Source organism: Streptomyces sp. NPDC051020 (assembly GCF_040683105.1).
Taxonomy (GTDB): Bacteria; Actinomycetota; Actinomycetes; order Streptomycetales; family Streptomycetaceae; genus Streptomyces.
In genome coordinates, this window is record NZ_JBFBCG010000039.1 from 23454 (window position 1) to 45423 (window position 21970).

A 21970-nucleotide genomic window follows, 5' to 3' on the forward strand; every position below is an offset into this window, starting at 1 on the left:
GACACCCGGCCCGACCACCGGGGGCGCCCCGTGAGCAACATTCCGGAGACGGGCCGGACCCAGCGGGTCCAGATCAGGCTCATCGTCATCCAAGTCCTTGTCTTCTCCCTGCTGCTGACACTCGGCGGCCGCCTCTGGTACCTCCAGATCCGCAACGGCCGGGAATACACCGACGAGGCGAGGAGCAACCACGTCCAGCAGGTTGTCCAGCCCGCCGTCCGCGGCTCCATCCTCGACGCCCGTGGCGTGCCCCTCGCCGATAACGAGACCCGCCTCGTCGTCTCCGCCAGCCGCACCGAGCTGCTGAAGATGGATGACGACGGCAAGGGCGTTCTGACCCGGCTCGCCGATGTGCTCGGCATGAAGCCGAAGGACGTCCTCGACAAGGTCCGGCTCTGCGACGCGAAGACCCCGCAGCCCTGCTGGAACGGGTCGCCGTACCAGCCGATCCCGGTCACCGACGAGGCCACCACCCAGCAGGCCCTGCAGATCCGCGAACGCGCCGAGGACTTCCCCGGCATCACCGCCGAACCCACCGCCGTACGCCGCTACGCCTCGCCCGGCAAGGCCAACACCGCCCAGGTCCTCGGCTACCTCTCGCCCGTCACCGACGAAGAGATCACCAAGGCCCAGAACACCAATTCGCCGTACCTCCGCTCCGACCAGGTCGGCCGATCCGGCCTGGAGCGCACGTACGACAAGGAGTTGCGCGGCAAGGCCGGCGTCACCCGCTACGAGGTCGACAACCTCGGCCGGGTCATCGGCCAGGCGAAGAACGACAAGGCGGAGCCCGGATCGAGCGTCGTCACCTCCATCGATGCCCGGGTCCAGGCCGTCGCGGAGTACGAGCTCAACGAGGCCATGAAGACGGCCCGTAAGACCTTCGACAAGAACACCAACCAGAACTACAAGGCCGACTCGGGCGCCGTCGTCGTCATGGAGGCCAAGACCGGCCGAGTCGTCGCGATGGCGTCCAACCCCAACTACGACCCCAATGCCTGGGTCGGCGGCATCTCGGGCAAGGACTACGCCCGGATGACCAGCAAGAAGTCCAACTATCCGCTGCTCAACCGAGCCATCCAGGGCCAGGCCGCACCGGGCTCGATCTTCAAGGTCGTCTCGACCGCGGCCTCCGTCAGGGCGGGCTACCCGTTCGACGGCCGCTACAACTGCGGCAGCTCGTACAGCGCCGACGGCCAGGTCTACAAGAACTTCGAATCGCAGAGCCACGGCCCGATCACCCTGGGCCAGGCGCTCGAGGTCTCCTGCGACACCGTCTTCTACGCCCTCGGCCACCAGCAGTGGCAGAAGGACGGCGGGCTGAAGCCCAAGAAGAACGCCAAGGACTGGTTCTTCAAGACCGCCCACCAGTTCGGTCTCGGCAAGGAGACCGGCATCGACCTTCCCAACGAGGTCACCGGCCGGGTCCCCGACCGCCAGTGGAAGAAGGACTTCTGGAAGGCCAACAAGGACGCCTGGTGCGAACAGGGCAAGCAATGGCCCAAGAAGAAGGACTTCGGCACTGTGCTCGCCCACGAGAACTGCCTCGAGGGCATGAAGCTGCACGCCTATGACGCCATCAACTACTCCATCGGCCAGGGCGACACCCTCGTCACCCCGATCCAGATGGCGACCATCTACGCCGCGATCAGCAACGGCGGCACGCTCTACGACCCGACGGTCGGCAAGGCGATCATCAGCCCCGACGGCAAGAACGTCCGCTGGATCGAGCCTCATTCGCACGGCAAGCTGCCGGCCAGCGCCAAGACCTTGAAGCAGATGGAGGGGGCGCTGGCGGGCGTCGCGACCCGCGGTACCGCCGCCTGGCGATTCGGCGGCTGGCCGCAGGACAAGATCCCGATGCACGCCAAGACGGGCACGGCCGAGGTCTACGGCAAGCAGACGACCTCCTGGTTCGCCACGTACACCAAGGACTACTCGATCGTCATGACGATCTCCCAGGGTGGTACGGGCTCCGGCGCCTCCGGGCCCGCCGTCCGCAACATCTACGACGCGATCTACGGACTCGACGACTCCGGCAAGCAGGACCTCAAGAAGGCGCTGCTGGCCGCCCCGCAGAAGTCCCTGCCCAAGATCCAGCACGACGGCTCGATCGACGCCCCGACGATCAAGCCCTACGACCCGAACTCGCAGAAGACCCCGGAGGAGCAGACACTCGCCGCGGTGCTCGGGAGGCGCGACTGATGGCCGGCTTCTCCGTCTCCCGGTACGCCCCCGACCGCGGCATCTGGGGCAGGCTCACCGCCCGCGACTCCGTCGTGCGCCGGCTCGACTGGCCGATGCTCGGCTCCGCGGTTGCGCTCTCCTTCATCGGCGCGGCCCTGGTCTACTCGGCGACCCGCGGCCGGGAGTCCCTCAACCACGGCGACCCGTACTACTTCCTGCTGCGGCACGCCCTCAACACCGGCATCGGCTTCGCCCTGATGGTCGGCACGATCTGGCTCGGCCACCGCACCCTGCGCGGCGCCGTCCCGGTCCTCTACGGCCTCTCGGTACTCCTGATCCTCGCGGTCCTCACCCCGCTCGGCGCCACCGTCAACGGTGCCCACGCCTGGATCATCATCGGCGGTGGCTTCTCCCTGCAGCCGTCCGAGTTCACCAAGATCACCATCATCCTGGTGATGGCGATGGTCCTCGCCGCCCGCGTCGACGCGGGCGACCAGCTGTACCCCGACCACCGGACCGTCGCCAAGGCACTCGGTCTCGCGCTCGTCCCGATGGTGATCGTCATGGGGATGCCGGACCTCGGCTCCGTGATGGTCATGGCCGTCATCGTGCTCGGCGTGCTCCTGGCCTCCGGCGCGTCGAACCGCTGGGTCTTCGGACTCCTCGGCGCCGGCGCGGCCGGAGCCGTCGCCGTCTGGCAGCTCGGCCTGCTCGACGACTACCAGATCGCCCGCTTCGCCGCCTTCGCCAACCCGGCGCTCGACCCGGCGGGCGTCGGCTACAACACCAACCAGGCCCGCATCGCGATCGGCTCCGGTGGACTCACCGGCACCGGCCTCTTCCAGGGCACCCAGACCACCGGCCAGTTCGTTCCCGAGCAGCAGACCGACTTCGTCTTCACCGTCGCGGGCGAGGAACTCGGCTTCCTCGGCGCCGGACTGATCCTCGTCCTCCTCGGCGTCGTCCTGTGGCGCGCCTGCCGGATCGCCCGCGAGACCACCGAGCTGTACGGCACGATCGTCGCCGCCGGAATCATCGCCTGGTTCGCCTTCCAGGCGTTCGAGAACATCGGGATGACGCTCGGCATCATGCCGGTCGCCGGACTCCCGCTGCCGTTCGTGTCGTACGGAGGGTCATCGATGTTCGCCGTCTGGGTGGCCATCGGACTGCTCCAGTCGATCCGGGTGCAGCGGCCGATGTCGGCCTGAGCGGGTGAGGATCCGCCCGGCCCTCTGCCCGGAGGGCGCAAACACGACTAGATTCGGTTCATGGCGGACTCGAAGCGTGAAATCGAGCGAAAGTACGAAGCCACCGTCGATACCCGGCTTCCCGATCTGACCCGGGTGGCCGGCGTCGCGGCCGTGGACCACCGCGGCGTCACGGAGCTGGACGCCGTCTACTACGACACCGAGGACCACCGGCTCGCGGCCGACGCGCTCACCCTGCGCCGCCGCACCGGCGGCGCCGACGCCGGCTGGCACCTCAAATTCCCGGTCGCCTCCGGGATCCGCGACGAGATCCGGGCCCCGCTCTCCGACACCCTTCCGGACAGCCTCGCAGGGCTGCTGCGCTCCCGGGTCCGCGGGACGGAGCTCGTCCCCGTCGTCCGGCTGCTCTCCACCCGGGACGTCCACCACCTGCTCGACGCCGACGGCGCGCTGCTCGCCGAACTCAGCGTCGACGAGGTCCGGGCCGAGCGGCTCACGGGTGGCAGTGGCACCGCCGCCTGGACCGAGATCGAGGTCGAACTCGCCGACGACGGCGACCCCGCCTTCCTCGACGCCGTCGAACGCCGGCTGCGCAAGGGCGGCGTACACCCCTCCGCGGCGTCGTCCAAACTGGCCAGGGCCCTCGACGAGACAGCCCCGAAGAGGAAGCAGCGCCCGGAGGGGGACGGCAAGCCGCGGCCCCGGACGGCGGGCGACCACGTCCTGGCCTACGCGCGAGACCAGATCACGGCGATCGTCGCCCTCGACCCCGCCGTACGCCGCGATCTGCCCGACTCCGTGCACCAGATGCGGGTCGCCACACGCAGACTGCGCAGCGCCTTCAGGACGTACGGGAAGATCCTGGACCGGACGGTCACCGATCCGATCGGTGACGAGCTGAAGTGGGTGGCCGCGGAGCTCGGCGTCGACCGGGACCAGGAGGTCCTCGACGAACGGCTCCGCAGCCGGATCGCGGACCTGTCCCGCACCCTGGTCCTCGGGCCCGTCCGCAGCCGCCTGCGCATCTGGTCCACCGCCCGCCGCTCGGGTTCCCGGCGCCGGACCGTCGGCGTACTCGACGGGAAGCGGTATCTGGCGCTCCTCGACACACTCGACGCGTTCCTCGCCGACCCGCCGCTGCTGCCCGCCGCGGACCGCGGCGCGCAGGACGCCCTGCCGCGCGCCGTCCTGAAGGACTACGCGCGCCTCGCCACCCGGATCGGTCACGCCCTGGACCTCCCCGCCGGCCCGAACCGGGACGTGGCGATGCACCAGGCGCGCAAGGCCGCCAAGCGGGCCAGGTACGCGGGGGAGGCGGCCACCCCCGCGCTGGGCAAGCCCGCCGAGAAGTTCGCCAAGCGGATGAAGGCCGTGCAGACCGTGCTCGGCGACCACCAGGACAGCGTCGTCGCCCGCGAAGCCCTGCGCACCGTGGCCGCCCAGGCGCACGCGGCGGGGGAGTCCACCTTCACCTGGGGTCTGTTGTACGGGCGGGAGGAGGCGGACGCGGCCGCCCGCGAACGGGAACTGCCCGGGGTGTGGGAGCGGGCCTCCCGGCCGGAACTGCGGTCGGAGCTGACAAGCTGAGCGCCGGGGTACGCTGGATGGTCACCACTGCCGGCTCTCGAAAGTTCGCGATGTCTGTCGATTCGGTCTTCCCACAGCTCGAAGCTCTGCTCCCGCATGTGCAGAAGCCCATCCAGTACGTCGGCGGTGAGCTCAACTCCACCGTCAAGCCGTGGGACGAATGCGACGTCCGCTGGGCCCTCATGTACCCGGACGCGTACGAGGTCGGGCTGCCCAACCAGGGCGTCATGATCCTGTACGAGGTGCTCAACGAGCGCCAGGGCGTCATGGCCGAGCGCACGTACAGCGTGTGGCCGGACCTCGAAGAGCTGATGCGCGAGCACAAGGTGCCGCAGTTCACCGTGGACAGCCACCGCCCGGTGAAGGCGTTCGACGTCTTCGGGCTGAGCTTCTCCACGGAGCTCGGCTACACCAACATGCTCACCGCCCTCGACCTCGCCGGCATCCCGCTGGATGCCAAGGACCGCGGTCTCGACGACCCGATCGTGCTGGCCGGCGGCCACGCCGCGTTCAACCCCGAGCCGATCGCGGAGTTCATCGACTGCGCGGTCATCGGCGACGGCGAGCAGGCGGTCCTGGAGATCACCGAGATCATCCGCGCCTGGAAGGCCGAAGGCCGGCCCGGCGGGCGCGAGGAGGTGCTGTTCCGCCTCGCGCGGACCGGTGGCGTCTACGTCCCGCGGTTCTACGACGTCGAGTACCTCCCGGACGGCCGTATCGGCCGCGTCGTGCCGAACAAGTCGGGCGTGCCGTGGCGCGTGTCCAAGCACACCGTCATGGACCTCGACGAGTGGCCGTACCCGAAGCAGCCTCTCGTCCCCCTCGCCGAGACCGTCCATGAGCGGATGTCCGTCGAGATCTTCCGCGGCTGCACCCGCGGCTGCCGTTTCTGCCAGGCCGGCATGATCACGCGCCCCGTGCGGGAGCGAAGCATCACCGGCATCGGCGACATGGTCGAGAAGGGTCTCAAGGCGACCGGCTTCGAAGAGGTCGGCCTTCTCTCGCTCTCCTCCGCGGACCACAGTGAGATCGGCGACCTCGCCAAGGGGCTCGCGGACCGGTACACCGAGGACAAGATCGGCCTCTCACTGCCCTCCACCCGCGTCGACGCGTTCAACGTCGACCTGGCCAACGAGCTGACCCGCAATGGTCGCCGTTCGGGTCTCACCTTCGCCCCGGAGGGCGGCTCCGAGCGCATGCGCAAGGTCATCAACAAGATGGTCTCGGAGGAGGACCTCATCCGGACGGTTGCCACCGCGTACGGCAACGGCTGGCGCCAGGTGAAGCTGTACTTCATGTGCGGCCTGCCCACCGAGACCGACGAGGACGTCCTCCAGATCGGCGACATGGCGGTCAATGTGATCGCCAAGGGCCGCGAGGTCTCCGGTCAGAACGACATCCGCTGCACCGTCTCCATCGGTGGCTTCGTACCCAAGCCGCACACCCCGTTCCAGTGGGCCCCGCAGCTGAGCGCCGAGGAGACCGACGCCCGGCTGGAGAAGCTGCGCGACAAGATCCGCGGCGACAAGAAGTACGGCCGCTCGATCGGCTTCCGCTACCACGACGGCAAGCCCGGCATCGTCGAGGGCCTGCTCTCGCGCGGCGACCGCCGTGTCGGCTCGGTCATCCGCGCCGTCTACGAGTCCGGCGGCCGCTTCGACGGCTGGCGCGAGCACTTCTCGTACGACCGCTGGATGGCCTGCGCCGAGAAGACGCTCCCCGAGTACGGCGTGGACGTCGACTGGTACACCACCCGCGAGCGGACGTACGAGGAGGTCCTGCCCTGGGACCACCTGGACTCCGGTCTGGACAAGGACTGGCTCTGGGAGGACTGGCAGGACTCGCTCGACGAGACCGAGGTCGAGGACTGCCGCTGGACCCCGTGCTTCGACTGTGGGGTGTGCCCGCAGATGGACACGGCTATACAAATCGGCCCCACTGGCAAGAAGCTGCTCCCGCTCACGGTCAAGAAGTAGCCGTGACCAGCGGCGATGCCATCCAGCGGATGGCTGAGGCGCTTGCCGACGTACCCGAGGCGGACCGCGCCGAAGCCCTCCGAGGGCTCGGAACGAAGGAGCGCGAGCAGGCTCCCCGCCCCACGCGGCGCACGCCGCTCCCCGCCCCTCGGCGTGACCCGAGCATCGTCTCGGCGGTCGAGTGGGTGTAGGCGAAGAGAGGCGTTCGGACGATCTGGTCCGGGCGCCTCTCGGCGTTTCTGGGGTCCTGTTTATGCGACAACGCGCATAGTCGCGCTTCCGCATAGACGGCGTGTCCACCCCGCTCGTACGGTCGTGGCGACCGGGCCCGCAGAGGGCTCGCAAGAGGGGGTTCAGCATGGCGCGCGAAGAACTCACACGGCTCACCGGCAACACCGATGGTGGCAACTGCGGGCAGGGCGACTGCCCGAACGTCTACCGCACCGCCTCCGGCTCGTTCGTCGTCCAGGGCGACGTCTCCACTGCCTTCACCCCGCCCGTCGGCGAAGGACTCGTGGAGATCCCCGAGGAAGTTCTGAGGGAGGCCGTCCGTGCTCTTGGATGGTGAAGACTGGGCGGACAAGTTCAAGACGTTCCAGACCGAAGCCTGGCGCCTTGAGACCTTGCCGCAGTACCTCGTACCGCAGGAAGCGGAAGAGTTCGCCGCCTTCAAGGCGGGGGCTCGCTTCCCCGGCCCGTACGAGGACGCGTGGATGGCTATGGTCCGCACCCGCAACGTCGGCCGCGTCCACATCCGTCACCCGGCCCCTCACGGACTACCTGCGGTTCGAGTTCGAGCGGTACTACCGGCACCAGGCCCCGGCGGGCGAGGACATCCGCATCCTCGACATCACCGACCGGCCGAACCCGCTCCCCGATGTTCAGGACTTCTGGATGTTCGACCGCTCGACGGTCGTCCTCATGAAGTACGAGGCCGACGGTACGCAGATCGAGCGGGAGCTGTACGAGGGCGACCCCGCTCCGTTCGTCGCATACCAGCGCATGGCCATCGCGGAATCGGTGCCCTTCTTGGAGTACGTGACCGAGTGACGTTCGAGCCCGAGCAGCTCGGTCAGTCCTCCCAGGAACTCGCCGCGACACTGCGCAAGCTGCGGAAGCAGGCCGGTCTCTCCGGGGACCGGCTCGCCGCGCGCTGCAACATGTCGCAGTCGAAGGTGAGCCGGATCGAGAGCGGGAAGGTGCGCCCGTCCCTGATGGACATAGAGCGCATCCTCAGGGCCTTGGACGCCCCGCCGGCCTTGGTCGCGGAGGTGTCCGCGCTGGCCCGCATCGCCGCTACGGAGTGGCAGGACGCGCGGTCGATGCGACGGAAGGGCCTGGACAAGAAACAGCTTGAGCTGGCTGGGCTCGTAGCGCCTTCGACGGAGTTCCGGTTCTTCCTGCTCTCGATGCTCACGGCCCTGCTCTCGACCCCGGAGTACATCAGGGCCAGCCTCGCCCACATCCCCGGAGACCACAGCAAGGCCGTGGCGAGGAAGCTGGAGCGACAGGAGATCCTGTACGACCGCCGGAAGAAGTTCACCTTCATCGTCACCGAGCAGGCGGCCCGCTCCCCGTTCGTCTCCCCGGATGCCATGGCCGTCCAGCTCGACCGGCTGGCTTCGCTGACCCACCTGCCGAACGTGCGTCTTGGCGTGCTCCCGATCGAGACGCGCCTGCCGGGGTGTCCGCTGAACACGTTCACCGTGTACGACGACCGGCTGGCCACGGTGGAGACGACGGCCGGGGTGATGGTGTTCCGCGACCCGAGAGACGTCCGGATGTACCTCGACGAATTCGCCGGTTACGACGAGCACGCCCTCTTCGGCGAGGACGCACGGGAGCGGCTGGCCGAGTGGTCGACGGCGTTCCGGTCCTGATCTTTAGTCCAGTACGCGACTGAACCTCGAATCGCCCCCGACCATCGGGCAAGGATCCCCTGCCATCGGAGAACGCACGGGAGGCGTACGAGATGAGCAGTGAGCAGACCACCATGTCGGGACCCGTACACCTGTCCCTTCCGTCTCCGCCTCCGGACCCTGTGTCGGGTTGCCGTGAGTGCCTCGGCTTCGCGGTGAGCAGAGCGAACGCCACGTCTGTGGGCGTGTTTTTAGCGGGATGTATGAGAGCCAGTGGGACGGCGGTTTCGGGAGCCACGTTCGTCCATCCGTGAAGGGGATGGATCGCAGCACGGGTTCATGATCGGCGGTGAGAATGGGAGCCACCCCTATCGGGTGACTTTCTCGGCGCAGGTTGGGGGTCGGGAGTGTCTGTGACGAGGATGTGCGGGCGTCCCGGTAGCTTGTGACTCCCGGGCTCTGCTGGTCCGTGTCCCTGACAGGCGCGGTCTGGAAGGGCCCGGCCCCGTTCTGCGGTCGGTCTTGACGCCGAGACGTGCCGGTCGCCTGGCGGGAGTCAGTCCGGGCTTGTGAGTTCGGTCAGCATCGGCCGCAGTCGCGTTGCCAGGGCCGGAGCCGTGTGAGCCAGTTCTGTGGCCAGCGAGGCGGTGGCAGCTTCCAGAGCGCGTCGCAGTTCTGCTTCGTCCAGTGATCGGACCAGCGTCTTTTCTAGCGGTGTGGTGAGTTCCTGCGGCAGAAGGTGGGTGCCTTTTGCGTGGCTGGCGGGATGGCCCAGGCGCAGGCAGGCCAGTGTGAGTACGTGGTCGCGGACCGCACTGATCCAGTATTCCGCCTGCCACCACCTGCGCCGTTCGATACATACACGGGCGTGGAGGGCGTGGTGCCAGGCGAGGCCGGCCAGGTGCTGGTGATCGGATGATTGCCCGGGGCTGGGCTGGCTGGTCTGGCCGAAGACGGTGCGCCATGCCGGGCCGAGAGGGCCGAACTCGGATTCCGGGGTGAAGGCGATATCGACTTCGAGCCACCCGGGCAGGAGGAACACCCTATAGACGGCGTTACCCGACGGCAGGTCCCAGTGGTGGACCGCGGCGAAGTCTTGATAGATCCGCGCGGTCCAGCGTTCCAGGGCCTCATCGAGCCGGCCGTGGACCGAGAACGCAAGGTCGATGTCCGACCAGCGGTCGGCTGCGCCGAGTGCGTCTGAGCCGGTGATCGCGGCCCCGACGATGCCGGGATCTTCCTCGGCAGATGCGAGCAACTGATCCCGGACACGCTGCCGTTCCTTGACATCGAACACCTCGCAACTCTATCCGGCAGCCGTCGACGGCGCGGTAGTCACCGCTTCTTGCCCTGGCGTTCGTCCTGGGTCGCCTGGTAGCGGTAGGAGTCGGTGCCGGTCTGGATGAGCGTGCACCGGAAGGTGATCCGGTCGGCGATGGCCGCGCAGAGCCTGGGATCGCCGAAGGTCTTGTCCCACTCGGCGAACGGGGAGTTGGTGGCACGGACGTGACCTTTGAGGCGGAGTGCCTGCACTGCAAGTGGAAGGCGGAGCCGTCGACGGACAGTGCGGCGGTCGACGTCGAGTGCATGAGCCACGCGGGCATGAGCAACCATCGCGGCTTCCGGCGGATCTGTACGTCGTTCGCCATGGTGGTGCGGGCCGAGCAAGACAGACCCCCGGTGCACTGAGGGGCGGCAAGCAACACAGACCAGGGGTGCGCTGGAAGGGGGGGCGTGAGCGACATGCGTCCCTGTGCTGGCCCCTGTCGACTGTCCCCATGGTTTGGGTCGAGGGGCCAGCATCGTTGCAGCCGTCAGACAGTGCTGTACGTCCACGTACGACAACGGCCCCCGGCGTAGCCCCGAGGGCCTGTCTGCACTGCTGTGTGCCTATCTCAGGTGCTCTCTCCCAGGTGCCGGTAGAGCGTAGCTCGGGAGACTCCGAGGGCCTTGGCGATGGCGCTGACGCTCTCTCCCTTGGCCTTCCTGGCGCGGGCCACGGTGAGTACGTCCTCGTCCACCACGGATGGCCGGCCGCCCGTACGCCCCTGTGCCTTGGCCGCGTCCAGCCCTGCACGGGTGCGCTCCTTGATGAGACTGCGCTCGAACTCCGCCATGGCCCCGACCACCTGAAGCATGAGACGGCCGTCCGCCGTACCGGGGTCGATGTTGGCCAGTGCCCCCGTGAGTACCTTGAACCCGATGCCTCGCTCTCGGAGGGTGTCGACCATGGTCACAAGGTCGATGAGGGAGCGGGCGAACCGGTCGGGCTTCCACACGCACAGGGTGTCGCCAGGTCTGGCGTAGTCCAGTGCGGCCGTGAGCTCTGGCCGGTTGGTGTTCTTGCCGGATGCCTTGTCCTCGAAGATCCGGGCGCAACCTGCGGCCGTCAGTGCGTCGCGCTGCAACTGCGCTTCCTGGTCATCGGTGGAGACGCGGGCGTAACCGACGAACTGCCTCGTGGACGTGGTGATCTCTGCCATGACGAGACTGTCTCAGAACTCGTCTCAAAAAAGCAAGCCTGGAGCGGGAGTTTCGAGACGGGTTTTGAACAGGGTTGAGTCCCCGCGAGGGGCCGAGACCGGTCTCGTCGTTGCGCTTCGCAGCGAAGCTAGGCTCCCGCGCATGACCAACGATCTCGGTTACACCTGTTCGTGCTGCGGCAAGCACCACGCGGAACTTCCGATGGGCTACAGCGCCGCGGCCCCCGATGTCTGGGATGTGAGTTTCGAAGGCCGATCCGACAGCCTGCTCTCATCGGACCAGTGCGTCATCAAGGCCCAGCACTACTTCATCAAGGGCTTGATCGAGATACCCGTCATCGGCAGTGACGAGGTGTTCTCGTGGGGAGTCTGGGTTTCCCTCAGTCGAGACAACTTCTCCCGGGCCGCCGACATGTGGACCACGCCCGGCCACGAAGACGAGAAGCCGTACTTCGGCTGGCTGACCACCGAGCTGCCGATCTACTCGCCCGGCACTACCAACCTGAAGACGAACGCTCACACCCGCCCGATCGGCCAGCGCCCCTTCATAGAGCTCGAGCCCACCGATCATCCTCTCGCGGTCGAGCAGCGCACAGGCATCAGTCTCGAGCGCGTCCGGGAGATCGCCGAAGCCGTCCTCCATGGCAACGGCAAGGACCGCTGACCGAGACGGTTGAGCGCGTCGGCGTCGAAGGGGTGGGGTATGCCCCCCTGAAAGTCCTTGCGTGACCGCCATGTCTTGGCAGCCAAGATTCCGCCACGGTTTCAGGGTCCGTCTGCCTTGCCCGCAGACAGCCATGGCGGGACGTATGGCCTGGTCACAGCCTTCCCTGGCTCGTTCGCAGCGGCGGATGCCTGCGAGGAGCAGGGCCTTACGGCTGAAGCAGTGGGGCGCGGTAGCGCCCCCCACGGGTCTTGCTGGCTTGCTCCTGTCGGCCCCTGCCGGGCCGCACTGTTGTTGAGCGCTGCGACTGTGGCGGCCGGTAGGCCGCCCGCTGCCGCTTCTCTCTTCGCCGTTGCCCTGCCCCTATGGGGCGCTGCCGCGCCCCTTGTGTCCCTTGCGGCTGGTTCTCGCGGCCTTCCTCAGCCAGCCCCGATAGGGGCCGCACTGCACTGGAGCCAAATAGATAAGAGAGCACGCGAGCGTTTCCGCAGGTCGGGTGCCGTGTCGGTACACGCCAGAGGTGCTCTGACTACACGTCCCGCGTGTGCTCACCGGTTCTGATGGAGTCGGCAGGGGACTGGTGCACCCTTGCCCTTCTGGAACAGGTGAGGCGGGAGCACGAGGCAGGCGGCCCCGGAACGGGGCGACACAAGGTCCAGCTCCTTGGCGCGGGCCACCGCGTTGCGGGTGCTCTGGTCGGACAGCGGCTTGCCCTCCTTGCCCAGCAATGCGGCCAGCCGGCCGGGCTCGAAGCCTGCGTGTCCCTGCCTGTCCGCCCATCCGATGGCGGCGAAGTGCACACGGTAGGCAAGAGGGTGTCCTGGATTTTGCGCCATGCGCCGGTACTCGTGCTGGGAGACTGCGCCCCACGAGCGATCACGGCCGAAGCTGATAGCCACCGGTCGCACCCCCTTCCTGCGGGGCACGGCCGCAGTCGTGCGTCTCTCCCTCGACGAGGGGTGAGGCGCAGACCTCACAGGTCCAGACGACTTCGATCGTGATGTTCAAGGGCTGGCGACTCCTGGCGGTGGCCGAGGGCAGCACGGAGCCGCGCCTCAGCGTTGGGTGGAAGTCGCGCAGTACCGTCCTGCGCTTCGGGATGTCCTCGACGTCCCTGCGAGCCCCTCGGGATCGCGGCCCCTCACGGAGTGGCCAGCTCTACCGCCGCTGAACGGCGGGAGCTACGGTCTCCCGCTCCAGGAAGGAGCGGGAGAGTCTTCCTACCCGGAGGCCGCACCGGCCGTCAAGCCGAACGCCCCCGGGGCCTGGCTGGCCCCGGGGGCCCGGAGGTGTACGTCTCTGCTCGGTCGTCAGAGCCTTGCGGCGAAGTCGTCGCCTTTGATGACCAGGCGTTCGCGTACGTCGCGCGGGATCTTGAGCCGCAGGTGTACGGACGGGGCTCGCACCCCCTTCACCTTCGTACGGGTCACATCGCATGTGACGCCCACGCGGCGCAGGTCCTCGGCCATGGCCTCCATGCCGCCCGCTTCCCACATCGCCCGGAAGGTCTTGCCGTTGTGCACGAGGACCCAACGGTCTTGCGTGGTCTCGGGATCGATGGCACTCAACTCTTCCGTGAGCTTGTCGAGCGTCTTCTCCGCCCGCTCGCGAGTGAACCGCGTCTTCGAGAAGCGGCCTTCTGGTTCGAGCTCCGCCATGTAGTAGGAGATGGCGTCTTCGAGCCGCTTCACCTCGGCGCGTGCCTCGGCTCCCTTCGCGTACTCCCGGACCTGGACGGGGAAGTCGCCGAGGACACGGAGCACGTCGCCCACGAGGACGTCGTACACGTCCTGCGGGTTGGGTGCCCCGAGGCCGCCACCCTTGCACTTGCCGCAGCGCAGGTAGGTGTAGCTCCGGCCGTTGCTCATGTTCTTCTGCACGGTCATGTTGGTCGAGCAGTCGACACAGATCAGGACTCCCAGGAACTGCGTCGCTCCGCCCGTCTGTCGGGTGGGCTGGTTCTTGCCCCGGCGGTCGAGTGCCGCTTGAAGGGTCTCGAACTCCTCCTCGATGAAGATCGGAGGGCCGACTCGTATCGGCTTCCCGTCGTTGCCGAGGACGAGTCTGCTCCGTCGCTTCCCGCCCTGCTTGTTCTCCTCGACCCGGTACCCCATGAGTGCGGGGTTACGAAGGCGGCGAAGGAGAGTCGACGTCGTGAGTCCCGTCGACATGAGCCCGGAGCGGACGAGACAGAGGGCCATGCGTCGGGCGGAGACGCCCCGGAGCGCCATGCGCCGGGCCCAGTGCAGTCCCTTGTGTGCGCTCGGCTCGATGGCGAGCGCCGGCTTGCCGTCCACCTTCGTCGTGACGTAGCCGTAGGTCGGCTTGCCAACGAGCCACGAGTCCTGACTGCGTGCGTAGTCCCACAACGACGTCACGCGGGTTGACGTGTTCGCCGCCTCGATCTCCGCGATGCCGCCGATGAGAGTGACCATGATCCGGCCCACGGTCGTGCTGAGGTCGATCGCGTCGTTCTTCGACACGAGGTTCTTCCCGTACCGCTCGCACCACTCGATCATCGTCGACAGGTCCGTCATGCGACGGATGAAGCGGTCGAGCTTCCAGAAGAGCAGAGCGTCGAACTCCGGGGCCCGGTTGTTGAGCCACTCGCCGAGCTCCTTCCGCTTCCACGGCGGAACCTTCGTTGCCGACACGTTGAGATCGGAGGCGACGCCGACAACGCGGTACCCCTTCTCTCTGGCCAGGAGACGCAGGTCGAGTTCCTGTCGCACCGGGGAGGTGGTGTCTTCCGTAAGTACGGACAGGCGGACGGAGAGGAGCGCGCGCGGAGCGTCCTCGGGGAGCAGAGCCTCCGCCCGCTCCAGATCCTCCAGGAGGGCCAGGTCCGAGGCGGTCCACTCGCTCTCGATGTCGTACGTCTTCATGGTTGCGGAGCGTACAGGATGGATGTGGAGCTGTCTTGCTATAGCCGCAGATGGACACCCACATCCAGGTCGGCCCGACCGGCAAGAAGCTGCTTCCGCTGACGGTCGTCAAGTAACACCGGTCGTCACGTCGCACCGGACGTCACCCTTCGGGTGACAGCTCGATGACGAAGACCCGGCCCGGGAAACCCCGGGCCGGGCCTTTTGCGTCCTGTTTGCCATGGACCAGGAGAAGCAGCCCCGCGTGTACGGCAGGCATCAGGCACCCGCGCACTACGAAACCGGCGACGGCTGCCTGACCACGTTCATCAGGATTCCGGTGCGGATCGTGGTGCTGGTGGTCGCCCTGCCCGTACGGATGGTCTGGGACGCGCTCGTCGCCACCGCCCGTGCCGCCGACCGGGTCCTGCTGCGCCCCCTGGGACGGGCCCTGTCCTGGCTGGGCAGGGTGCTCGTGGTCGTCCCGCTGGTCCGGCTGTACGAGTCGGTCCTCACCCCGCTCGGGCACGGGCTGCGGTGGCTGGCCGCCGTGGTCGGGCAGGGGCTGCTGTGGCTGGGCGCGGCCGTCTTCGTGTGGCCGTGGGTGGCGCTGTGGCGGTATGTGGTCGTGCCCGTGGTCCGGTACGGGATCGTGGCGCCGCTGGTCCGGCTGTACGAGTGGGTGCTCACTCCGGTCGGGCACGGGCTGCGATGGGTGTACCGCAAGCTGCTCACCCCCGCGGGACGGGGCCTCGCCGCCGGCATCGGCTGGGTGCTCACCGCTGTCTTCGTGTGGCCGGTGGTCGGGGCGTGGCGGTATGTCCTGGTGCCGCTCGCGGTCGCCGTCGGCCGGCTGGTGGAGCACCTCGTCGTGGCGCCACTGGCCTGGACGTACCGGGCGCTGCTCACCCCGCTCGGCCGCGGCATCGCCTGGCTGGCCGACGTGGTGGCGAGCAGCGTCGTCGCGGCCGCGCGGGGGCTGGGGGCGGCAGCCGGCCGGCTGGTCGGGACGCTGCTCGTCGCCCCCGTCGCTTGGCTGTACCTGCGGGTCCTCTCCCCGGTCGGCCGCGAGATCGCCGCGGCGATCGGCGTCGCCTGGCGTATCGCCGGACACATCTCCCGGGCCGTCGGCCGCGGCCTTGCCTGGCTGGCGTGGCATCTCATCGGAGCCCCGATGGCCTGGGTCTACCGCACGGTGTGCGCCCCGGTCGGCCATGTCGTGCGCGACGCGGTCTGGGCCCCCGCCAAGCGCGCCGCGGTCGAGGCGGGACGTGCGGCCCGCAGTGTGCTGCGCACCGCACGCGAGAGCGTGCGGCAGGCCCGCCGCGACGCGTGGCGCGCACTGGTCGGCGGGGGCCCGGTCCCCGAGCCCCGGGAACCGGTGGGCCGCCTTGCGCGTACTCTGGGTAGTACAACGACTGTGCCCAGCGCGGCGCCCGAACCCGAGATCTCCCTGCGCAAGCAGGGGTGAGCCGGACCGGACACCCCCGGGCCACCCGTATTTCGAGGGCGGCGTGCCACCGCGTCCGCTCCGCACCGAGGAGAAGAACCACTGGGCAAGCGACAGCCCGAAGGCCCGCCGCCCGCACCGGCGGTGCAGCGCATCCGACTGCGCTACACCAAGCGCGGCCGCCTCCGGTTCACCAGCCACCGCGACTTCCAGCGCGCGTTCGAGCGGGCGCTGCGGCGCGCCGAGGTGCCCATGGCCTACTCGGCGGGCTTCACCCCGCACCCCAAGGTTTCGTACGCCAATGCCGCACCCACCGGCACGGGCAGCGAGGCCGAGTTCCTGGAGATCGCCCTCACCGAGCCGCGGGACCCCGACACGTTGCGCACACTGCTCGACACGTCGCTCCCGGACGGTCTCGACATCACCGACGCGGTGGAGGCCCGGACCTCGGGTCTCGCCGACCGGCTGACCGCCTCCGTCTGGGAGATGCGGCTCGACGGGGTCCCCTTCGAGGACGCCGAGAAGGCCGTCGCCGGATTCCTCGGCGCCGAGACCGTCGAGGTCCAGCGCCGTACGAAGAACGGCATGCGGACCTTCGACGCCCGCGCGGCCGTCGCCGGTCTCGAGGCCGTCGATCCCGGCGCTGATAGGCCGGGGGACAAGCCCTGTGCGATACTGCGGCTGGTTGTTCGGCACGTGACACCTGCCGTGCGACCTGACGACGTCCTGTCCGGTCTCCGCGTTGTGGCCGACCTGGCGCCGCCGGTCCCCGCAGCGGTGACCAGGCTGGCGCAGGGGCTCTTCGACGAGGAGTCCGGCACGGTGACCGACCCGCTCGCGCCCGACCGCGAGGCAGCCCCAGCCGTGCCATCCACGGCCACCGGGACCGCTGTCGCGACGGCGCCGGAAGGTGCAGGTTCCGCGTAAGGCGGTCGTTGTAGCGCAGCCCTCGGGCTCGGGAGCCACCTGGGCCGGGCCGCGCGCTGACCCATAAGACTTTCGCCAGGCCGTACGCACATCGCGGACGGAACCGGCGAGCCAGACATTCAGCTCCCGTGCGGCGCCCGCGCCCCGGACGGCGGTACCGCGTTCTGCATGCGGACCGTGTCGGACCGGAATCAGGCGCGGCGCCCGGGAGCGTGACGGGAGAACCGCCCGCATGCTCGAACCGATCGAACCCGGTACGACCGGGAACGCCGAAGAGAACAACGCCCCCGGCGACAAGCTGCCGCCGCGCCGTAGGCGCCGTGCAGCGTCCCGCCCGGCCGGCCCGCCGTCGGCGGGTGCCAAGGGCGCGGAAGCCGCCGAGGCAGTCGCGCCGGCCATACCGGCCGTTGACGCCGAAGCGTCCGACACCGCTGCCGCCGAGGCGGAGGCCGCGCCGCCGGCGCGTACCCGCCGCCGCGCGGTCCGCAAGGCGACCGCTCCCGCGGGCGCCCCGCAGGCCGCCGAGGTCGTCGAGCCCGTCGAGGCCGTCGAGGTGGAGGAGCCTGCCGAAGCCGCTGCTCCCGCCGAGGCCGTCGAGGCGCCGCGTGCGCGTCGTCGGGTGACGCGCAAGGCGACCGCTCCCGCGGGTGCGCCGAAGACCGAGGAGACCCCCGAGGCTGCTGCGCCCGCCGAGGCCGCAGAGCCCACTGAGGCCGCTCCGGCGCCGCGTGCGCGTCGTCGGGCGACGCGCAAGGCCACGGCTCCGGCCGGTGCCCCGCAGGCCGCTGAGGTCGTCGAGACCGCCGCTCCGGTCGAGGCGCCCGTCGCCGAGCCCGTCGAGGCCGCCGCCCCGCGTGGCCGTACCCGCCGCCGGGCGTCCGCTCCGGCGGGTGCCCCGCAGCCCGTGTCGGGCGACACGACGAGCGTCGAGATCGTCGAGCCCGTGGCGGCCGCGGAGGCCGTACAGGTCACCGAGACCGCAGAGGTTGCCGAGCCGGCTGCCCCGCGCGGCCGTCGTCGGGCCTCCCGCAAGGCCACCTCGCCCGCGGGTGCCCCGCAGGCCGTCGAGATCGTCGAGCCCGTGGCGGCCGCGGAGGCCGCACACGTCACCGAGACCGCAGAGACCGCAGAGGTTGCCGAGCCGGCTGCCCCGCGCGGTCGTCGTCGGGCCTCCCGCAAGGCCACCTCGCCCGCGGGTGCCCCGCAGGCCGCCGAGATCGTCGAGCCCGTGGCGCCTGTGGAGGCCGTGGTCGAGACCGAGGCCGCCGCGGAACCGGTTGCCGAGCCGGAGGAGGAGACCGAGGCCGCCGCGCCGCGTGGCCGTCAGCGCCGCCGGGTCACTGCCCCCGCAGGCCGGCCGGAGTTCACCGGCACCGTCGAGGAGCCCGCCCGCGAGAGCCGTCGGGCGACGCGTCCCGCCGTGGCCGTCTTCCAGGCGCCGGTCTTCGCCGAGCCGATGTTCCAGACCCCGGAGACCGCCGCTGCCGCCGCTGCGGCTGCCGGTCCCGCGTACTACGACGAGGCCGAGGAAGAGATCGAGACGGCCGAGGAGACCCCGTCGGCCGAAGAGGTGACTCCGGCCGCCGAGGCCGCACCGCAGCCCGGTTCCCGTCGCCGTCGCCGCCGTCGCGGCGAGGCCGTCGAGGCCGAGCCGGTCGCCGACCGGGCGCCCGCCCCTGCCGCCCCGGTGGAGGAGCAGGCCGAGGAGGAGCTCGAGGCGGAGGCCGAGGGCGAAGCCGAGCACGAGGGCGAGGAGTCGGACGAGTACGGGGACCGTCCTTCGCGTCGTCGCCGCCGCGGTGGCCGTCGCCGTCGCCGCGGTGAGCCCAGCGAGGCGGACGAAGCCGCGGAGCAGCCCGCCGACGAGCACGCCGCCGACACGTCCGAGGACGAGCACGAGCGCGGTCACGAGGCCGACGAGGAGGAGGAAGAGGACCACGAGGCGGCCGCCTCCGGTTCCAGCAGCAGCCGTCGCCGTCGTCGTCGCCGCCGTCGCAGTGGTGACGTGTCGCCGGAGGCCGAGCCCGGCACGGACGACCCGGAGCGTACGGTCGTCAAGGTCCGCGAGCCGCGGGAACGGCGTGGGAAGGAAGCGGCCGAGCGCGAGCCCGGCACCGGCTTCGACGAGGTCCAGTCCATCAAGGGCTCGACCCGTATGGAGGCGAAGAAGCAGCGTCGCCGTGAGGGCCGTGAGCAGGGCCGCCGCCGCGTCCCGATCATCACCGAGGCGGAGTTCCTGGCCCGCCGTGAGGCCGTCGATCGCGTGATGGTCGTCCGCCAGAACGGCGACCGCACCCAGATCGGTGTCCTCGAGGACAACGTGCTCGTCGAGCACTACGTCAACAAGGAGCAGGCCACCAGCTACGTCGGCAACGTCTACCTGGGCAAGGTGCAGAACGTACTGCCGTCCATGGAGGCCGCCTTCGTCGACATCGGCAAGGGGCGCAACGCCGTCCTGTACGCCGGTGAGGTCAACTTCGAGGCGCTCGGCATGGCCCACGGGCCGCGCCGGATCGAGACCGCGCTGAAGTCCGGCCAGTCCGTTCTCGTCCAGGTGACGAAGGATCCGATCGGCCACAAGGGTGCCCGCCTGACCAGTCAGGTCTCGCTGCCCGGCCGCTACCTGGTCTATGTGCCCGAGGGCTCCATGACCGGCATCAGCCGCAAGCTGCCCGACACCGAGCGCGCCCGGCTGAAGACCATCCTCAAGAAGATCGTCCCCGAGGACGCGGGCGTCATCGTCCGTACCGCGGCCGAGGGTGCGAGCGAGGACGAGCTGCGCCGTGATGTCGAGCGGCTGCAGCAGCAGTGGGAGGACATCCAGAAGAAGTCGAAGAGCAACGGCAGCGCCAGCGCGCCGACGCTGCTCTACGGCGAGCCGGACATGACCGTCAGGGTCGTCCGCGACATCTTCAACGAGGACTTCTCGAAGGTCATCGTCAGCGGTGACGACGCGTGGCAGACCATCCACGGTTACGTCGCGCATGTCGCCCCCGACCTGACGGACCGGTTGTCGAGGTGGACCTCCGAGGTCGACATCTTCGCGACGTACCGGATCGACGAGCAGCTGATGAAGGCGCTGGACCGGAAGGTCTGGCTGCCCAGCGGCGGTTCGCTGGTGATCGACAAGACCGAGGCGATGGTCGTCGTCGACGTCAACACCGGCAAGTTCACCGGTCAGGGCGGCAACCTCGAGGAGACCGTCACCAGGAACAACCTGGAGGCGGCCGAGGAGATCGTGCGTCAGCTGCGGCTGCGCGACCTCGGTGGCATCGTCGTCATCGACTTCATCGACATGGTCCTGGAGTCCAACCGCGACCTGGTGCTGCGGCGCCTGCTGGAGTGCCTGGGACGCGACCGTACGAAGCATCAGGTCGCCGAGGTCACCTCGCTGGGCCTGGTCCAGATGACCCGCAAGCGGGTGGGCCAGGGGCTGCTGGAGTCGTTCTCCGAGACCTGCGTTCACTGCAATGGGCGCGGCGTGATCGTGCACATGGAGCAGCCGAGCTCGATCGGTGGCGGTGGCAACGGCAAGCGGGCCAAGAAGCGCGGCCGGGGTGGTGCCGGTGAGCAGCCCGAGCACGAGCACCTCGTCGACCATGAGCATGTCGAGGCGGAGGTGGAGACCGAGGCCGAGGTGGCTGCGGAGGTCGCAGCCCCGGTGGCCCTCCCCGAGCCGGAGTTCGTACCGGACGAGGAGCTGTACAGCAGCCCGGCCGAGGCCGAGGCGGCTGCCTCGCGTGGCCGTGGCCGCCGGCGTGCGACCCGTAAGGCAACGGCCCCGGCCGGCGCTCCGAGGTCCGCACCGGCGCCCGCTCCGGTCGTGGAGCCGGAGCCGGTCGCCGAGGCCCAGCCGGTCGTCGAGCCCGAGCCGGCCGTCGAGGTCCCGGTGGCTGTCGAGGCCCCCGTGGCCGAGGCGCCGCAGGGCCGTACGCGCCGCCGGGCGACCCGTAAGGCCACTGCTCCGGCGGGATCGCCGGCCCCGGCCGAGCAGGTCGCGCCGGTCGAAGCGCCGCTGTCCGTCGCGGACGTGGTGGCCGAGGCCCCGGTGGCCGAGGCGCCGCAGCCGGAGGAGGTGGCCGCTCCGGCCGCCCCGCCGCGCGCCCGGCGCCGGGTGACCCGCAAGGTCACCGCCCCCGCGGGATCGCCCGCGGGTGCGGACGGCGCCGAAGTCGTCGTGGTGACCGGCTCCACCGAGCCGAAGCCTGACGCGGAGCCGGTCGCCGCCGCAGTCGGGGCCGCGGAGGCCGCGGAAGCCGCGGAGACCGAGGCCCCGGCGAAGAAGACGGCGCGCAAGACCGTCAAGAAGGCGACGGCTGCCAAGAAGACGGTCGCCAAGAAGACAGTCGCCAAGAAGACGGCTGCCAAGAAGACCGCCGCGAAGAAGACGACGGCCAAGAAGGTGGCGAAGAAGACGGTCGCCGCGGAGCAGTCGTCGCCGGCGGGCGTCTCGGCCGACACCGAAGGCTGACCGACGGGCAGAAGGTGATCGACGAGGTGCGGTCCTCTCACGGGAGGGCCGCACCTCGTCGTTCGGGCCCTTTCGTGACCCTTAACCCGGACGAAACCCTCGGTGAAAAGCCTGATAATGTGACGCGGCTGTGCCGGGGGAGGTCTTTCTGGAAAAGCCCTGTTCCTGGCGGTGGCCTGGCCCAGCCAGGGCGAAGCAGTCGTTCATTCCCTGCGCGAACCAATTCCGTAGGGAATGGCAGATTTTGTCCGTAATGCATTGGTACACCATCGGTTATGTGCCGGGCGTAGGGGT

General features: G+C 69.5%; 15 protein-coding genes and 2 pseudogenes. 12 read left to right on the top strand and 5 right to left on the bottom strand.

Annotated features, from left to right (window positions below):
• Positions 1-30: 30 nt before the first annotated feature.
• From mrdA to AB0N06_RS21725, 8 genes and pseudogenes are all read left to right on the top strand, one after another.
• Entirely contained in the window at positions 31-2205 is a 2175-nt protein-coding gene (mrdA, locus tag AB0N06_RS21690; RefSeq protein WP_366136319.1) for a penicillin-binding protein 2, read from the top strand.
• Entirely contained in the window at positions 2205-3395 is a 1191-nt protein-coding gene (rodA, locus tag AB0N06_RS21695) for a rod shape-determining protein RodA (RefSeq protein ID WP_366136320.1), read from the top strand. The genes mrdA and rodA overlap by 1 nt, the downstream gene beginning before the upstream one ends.
• A 60-nt stretch (positions 3396-3455) precedes the next feature.
• Entirely contained in the window at positions 3456-4982 is a 1527-nt protein-coding gene (locus AB0N06_RS21700; protein ID WP_366136321.1) for a CYTH and CHAD domain-containing protein, read from the top strand.
• A 50-nt stretch (positions 4983-5032) separates the two neighbouring features.
• Entirely contained in the window at positions 5033-6958 is a 1926-nt protein-coding gene (locus tag AB0N06_RS21705) for a TIGR03960 family B12-binding radical SAM protein (protein ID WP_366136322.1), read from the top strand.
• Between the two features lie 2 nt (positions 6959-6960).
• Positions 6961-7149 (top strand): hypothetical protein, encoded by a 189-nt coding sequence (locus AB0N06_RS21710; RefSeq protein ID WP_366136323.1) that lies wholly within the window; start codon positions 6961-6963, stop codon positions 7147-7149.
• Positions 7150-7316: 167 nt separating this feature from the next.
• The gene (locus tag AB0N06_RS21715; RefSeq protein ID WP_366136324.1) at positions 7317-7526 is read left to right on the top strand and encodes a hypothetical protein; all 210 of its coding nucleotides are present in this window, start codon (positions 7317-7319) and stop codon (positions 7524-7526) included.
• A pseudogene (locus AB0N06_RS21720) lies at positions 7510-8008 on the top strand (DUF6879 family protein). Before AB0N06_RS21715 ends, AB0N06_RS21720 begins: the two are co-directional and overlap by 17 nt.
• Positions 8005-8838 carry a helix-turn-helix transcriptional regulator gene (locus AB0N06_RS21725; protein WP_366136325.1) on the top strand — a complete coding sequence of 278 codons (834 nt, stop codon included), beginning with the start codon at positions 8005-8007 and terminating at the stop codon, positions 8836-8838. The pseudogene AB0N06_RS21720 and the gene AB0N06_RS21725 overlap by 4 nt, the downstream one beginning before the upstream one ends.
• A gap of 535 nt (positions 8839-9373) precedes the next feature.
• On the opposite strand, the gene AB0N06_RS21730 is transcribed toward AB0N06_RS21725, so the two are convergent.
• From AB0N06_RS21730 to AB0N06_RS21740, 3 genes and pseudogenes are all read right to left on the bottom strand, one after another.
• A complete protein-coding gene (locus AB0N06_RS21730; protein WP_366136326.1) occupies positions 9374-10114 on the bottom strand; it encodes a hypothetical protein in 741 nt (246 codons plus the stop codon).
• A gap of 38 nt (positions 10115-10152) precedes the next feature.
• Positions 10153-10317 (bottom strand): annotated as a pseudogene (locus AB0N06_RS21735) (ATP-binding protein); the annotation flags it as partial.
• Positions 10318-10712: 395 nt separating this feature from the next.
• On the bottom strand, positions 10713-11300 hold the full coding sequence (locus AB0N06_RS21740; protein ID WP_366136327.1) for a recombinase family protein: 588 nt from the start codon (positions 11298-11300) through the stop codon (positions 10713-10715).
• A 202-nt stretch (positions 11301-11502) separates the two neighbouring features.
• On the opposite strand from AB0N06_RS21740, the gene AB0N06_RS21745 reads away from it, so the two are divergent.
• Complete coding sequence (locus tag AB0N06_RS21745; RefSeq protein WP_366136357.1) at positions 11503-11964, top strand: DUF2199 domain-containing protein; 462 nt, start codon at positions 11503-11505, stop codon at positions 11962-11964.
• Between the two features lie 548 nt (positions 11965-12512).
• Here the strand turns inward: AB0N06_RS21745 and AB0N06_RS21750 are convergent.
• Positions 12513-12863, bottom strand: coding sequence for a hypothetical protein (locus AB0N06_RS21750; RefSeq protein ID WP_366136328.1), 351 nt, complete (start codon positions 12861-12863; stop codon positions 12513-12515).
• A 411-nt stretch (positions 12864-13274) separates the two neighbouring features.
• The gene (locus AB0N06_RS21755; RefSeq protein WP_366136329.1) at positions 13275-14849 is read right to left on the bottom strand and encodes a recombinase family protein; all 1575 of its coding nucleotides are present in this window, start codon (positions 14847-14849) and stop codon (positions 13275-13277) included.
• 220 nt (positions 14850-15069) lie between these two features.
• On the opposite strand from AB0N06_RS21755, the gene AB0N06_RS21760 reads away from it, so the two are divergent.
• The 3 genes from AB0N06_RS21760 (at position 15070) to AB0N06_RS21770 (ending at position 21676) form a co-directional block, all read left to right on the top strand.
• The gene (locus tag AB0N06_RS21760; RefSeq protein ID WP_366136331.1) at positions 15070-16299 is read left to right on the top strand and encodes a hypothetical protein; all 1230 of its coding nucleotides are present in this window, start codon (positions 15070-15072) and stop codon (positions 16297-16299) included.
• 123 nt (positions 16300-16422) lie between these two features.
• Positions 16423-17205 carry a TIGR03936 family radical SAM-associated protein gene (locus AB0N06_RS21765; protein WP_366136333.1) on the top strand — a complete coding sequence of 261 codons (783 nt, stop codon included), beginning with the start codon at positions 16423-16425 and terminating at the stop codon, positions 17203-17205.
• Between the two features lie 232 nt (positions 17206-17437).
• Positions 17438-21676 (top strand): Rne/Rng family ribonuclease, encoded by a 4239-nt coding sequence (locus AB0N06_RS21770; RefSeq protein WP_366136334.1) that lies wholly within the window; start codon positions 17438-17440, stop codon positions 21674-21676.
• The last annotated feature ends 294 nt before the right edge of the window (positions 21677-21970 follow it).

Excerpts from the sequence above, each read along its gene's own strand:
- rodA (WP_366136320.1), top strand. The coding sequence starts at position 2,205 with ATGGCCGGCTTCTCCGTCTCCCGGTACGCCCCCGACCGCGGCATCTGG.
- AB0N06_RS21700 (WP_366136321.1), top strand. The coding sequence starts at position 3,456 with ATGGCGGACTCGAAGCGTGAAATCGAGCGAAAGTACGAAGCCACCGTC.
- AB0N06_RS21705 (WP_366136322.1), top strand. The coding sequence starts at position 5,033 with ATGTCTGTCGATTCGGTCTTCCCACAGCTCGAAGCTCTGCTCCCGCAT.
- AB0N06_RS21715 (WP_366136324.1), top strand. The coding sequence starts at position 7,317 with ATGGCGCGCGAAGAACTCACACGGCTCACCGGCAACACCGATGGTGGC.
- AB0N06_RS21740 (WP_366136327.1), bottom strand. The coding sequence starts at position 11,300 with ATGGCAGAGATCACCACGTCCACGAGGCAGTTCGTCGGTTACGCCCGC.
- AB0N06_RS21745 (WP_366136357.1), top strand. The coding sequence starts at position 11,503 with ATGGGCTACAGCGCCGCGGCCCCCGATGTCTGGGATGTGAGTTTCGAA.
- AB0N06_RS21755 (WP_366136329.1), bottom strand. The coding sequence starts at position 14,849 with ATGAAGACGTACGACATCGAGAGCGAGTGGACCGCCTCGGACCTGGCC.
- AB0N06_RS21760 (WP_366136331.1), top strand. The coding sequence starts at position 15,070 with ATGGACCAGGAGAAGCAGCCCCGCGTGTACGGCAGGCATCAGGCACCC.
- AB0N06_RS21770 (WP_366136334.1), top strand. The coding sequence starts at position 17,438 with ATGCTCGAACCGATCGAACCCGGTACGACCGGGAACGCCGAAGAGAAC.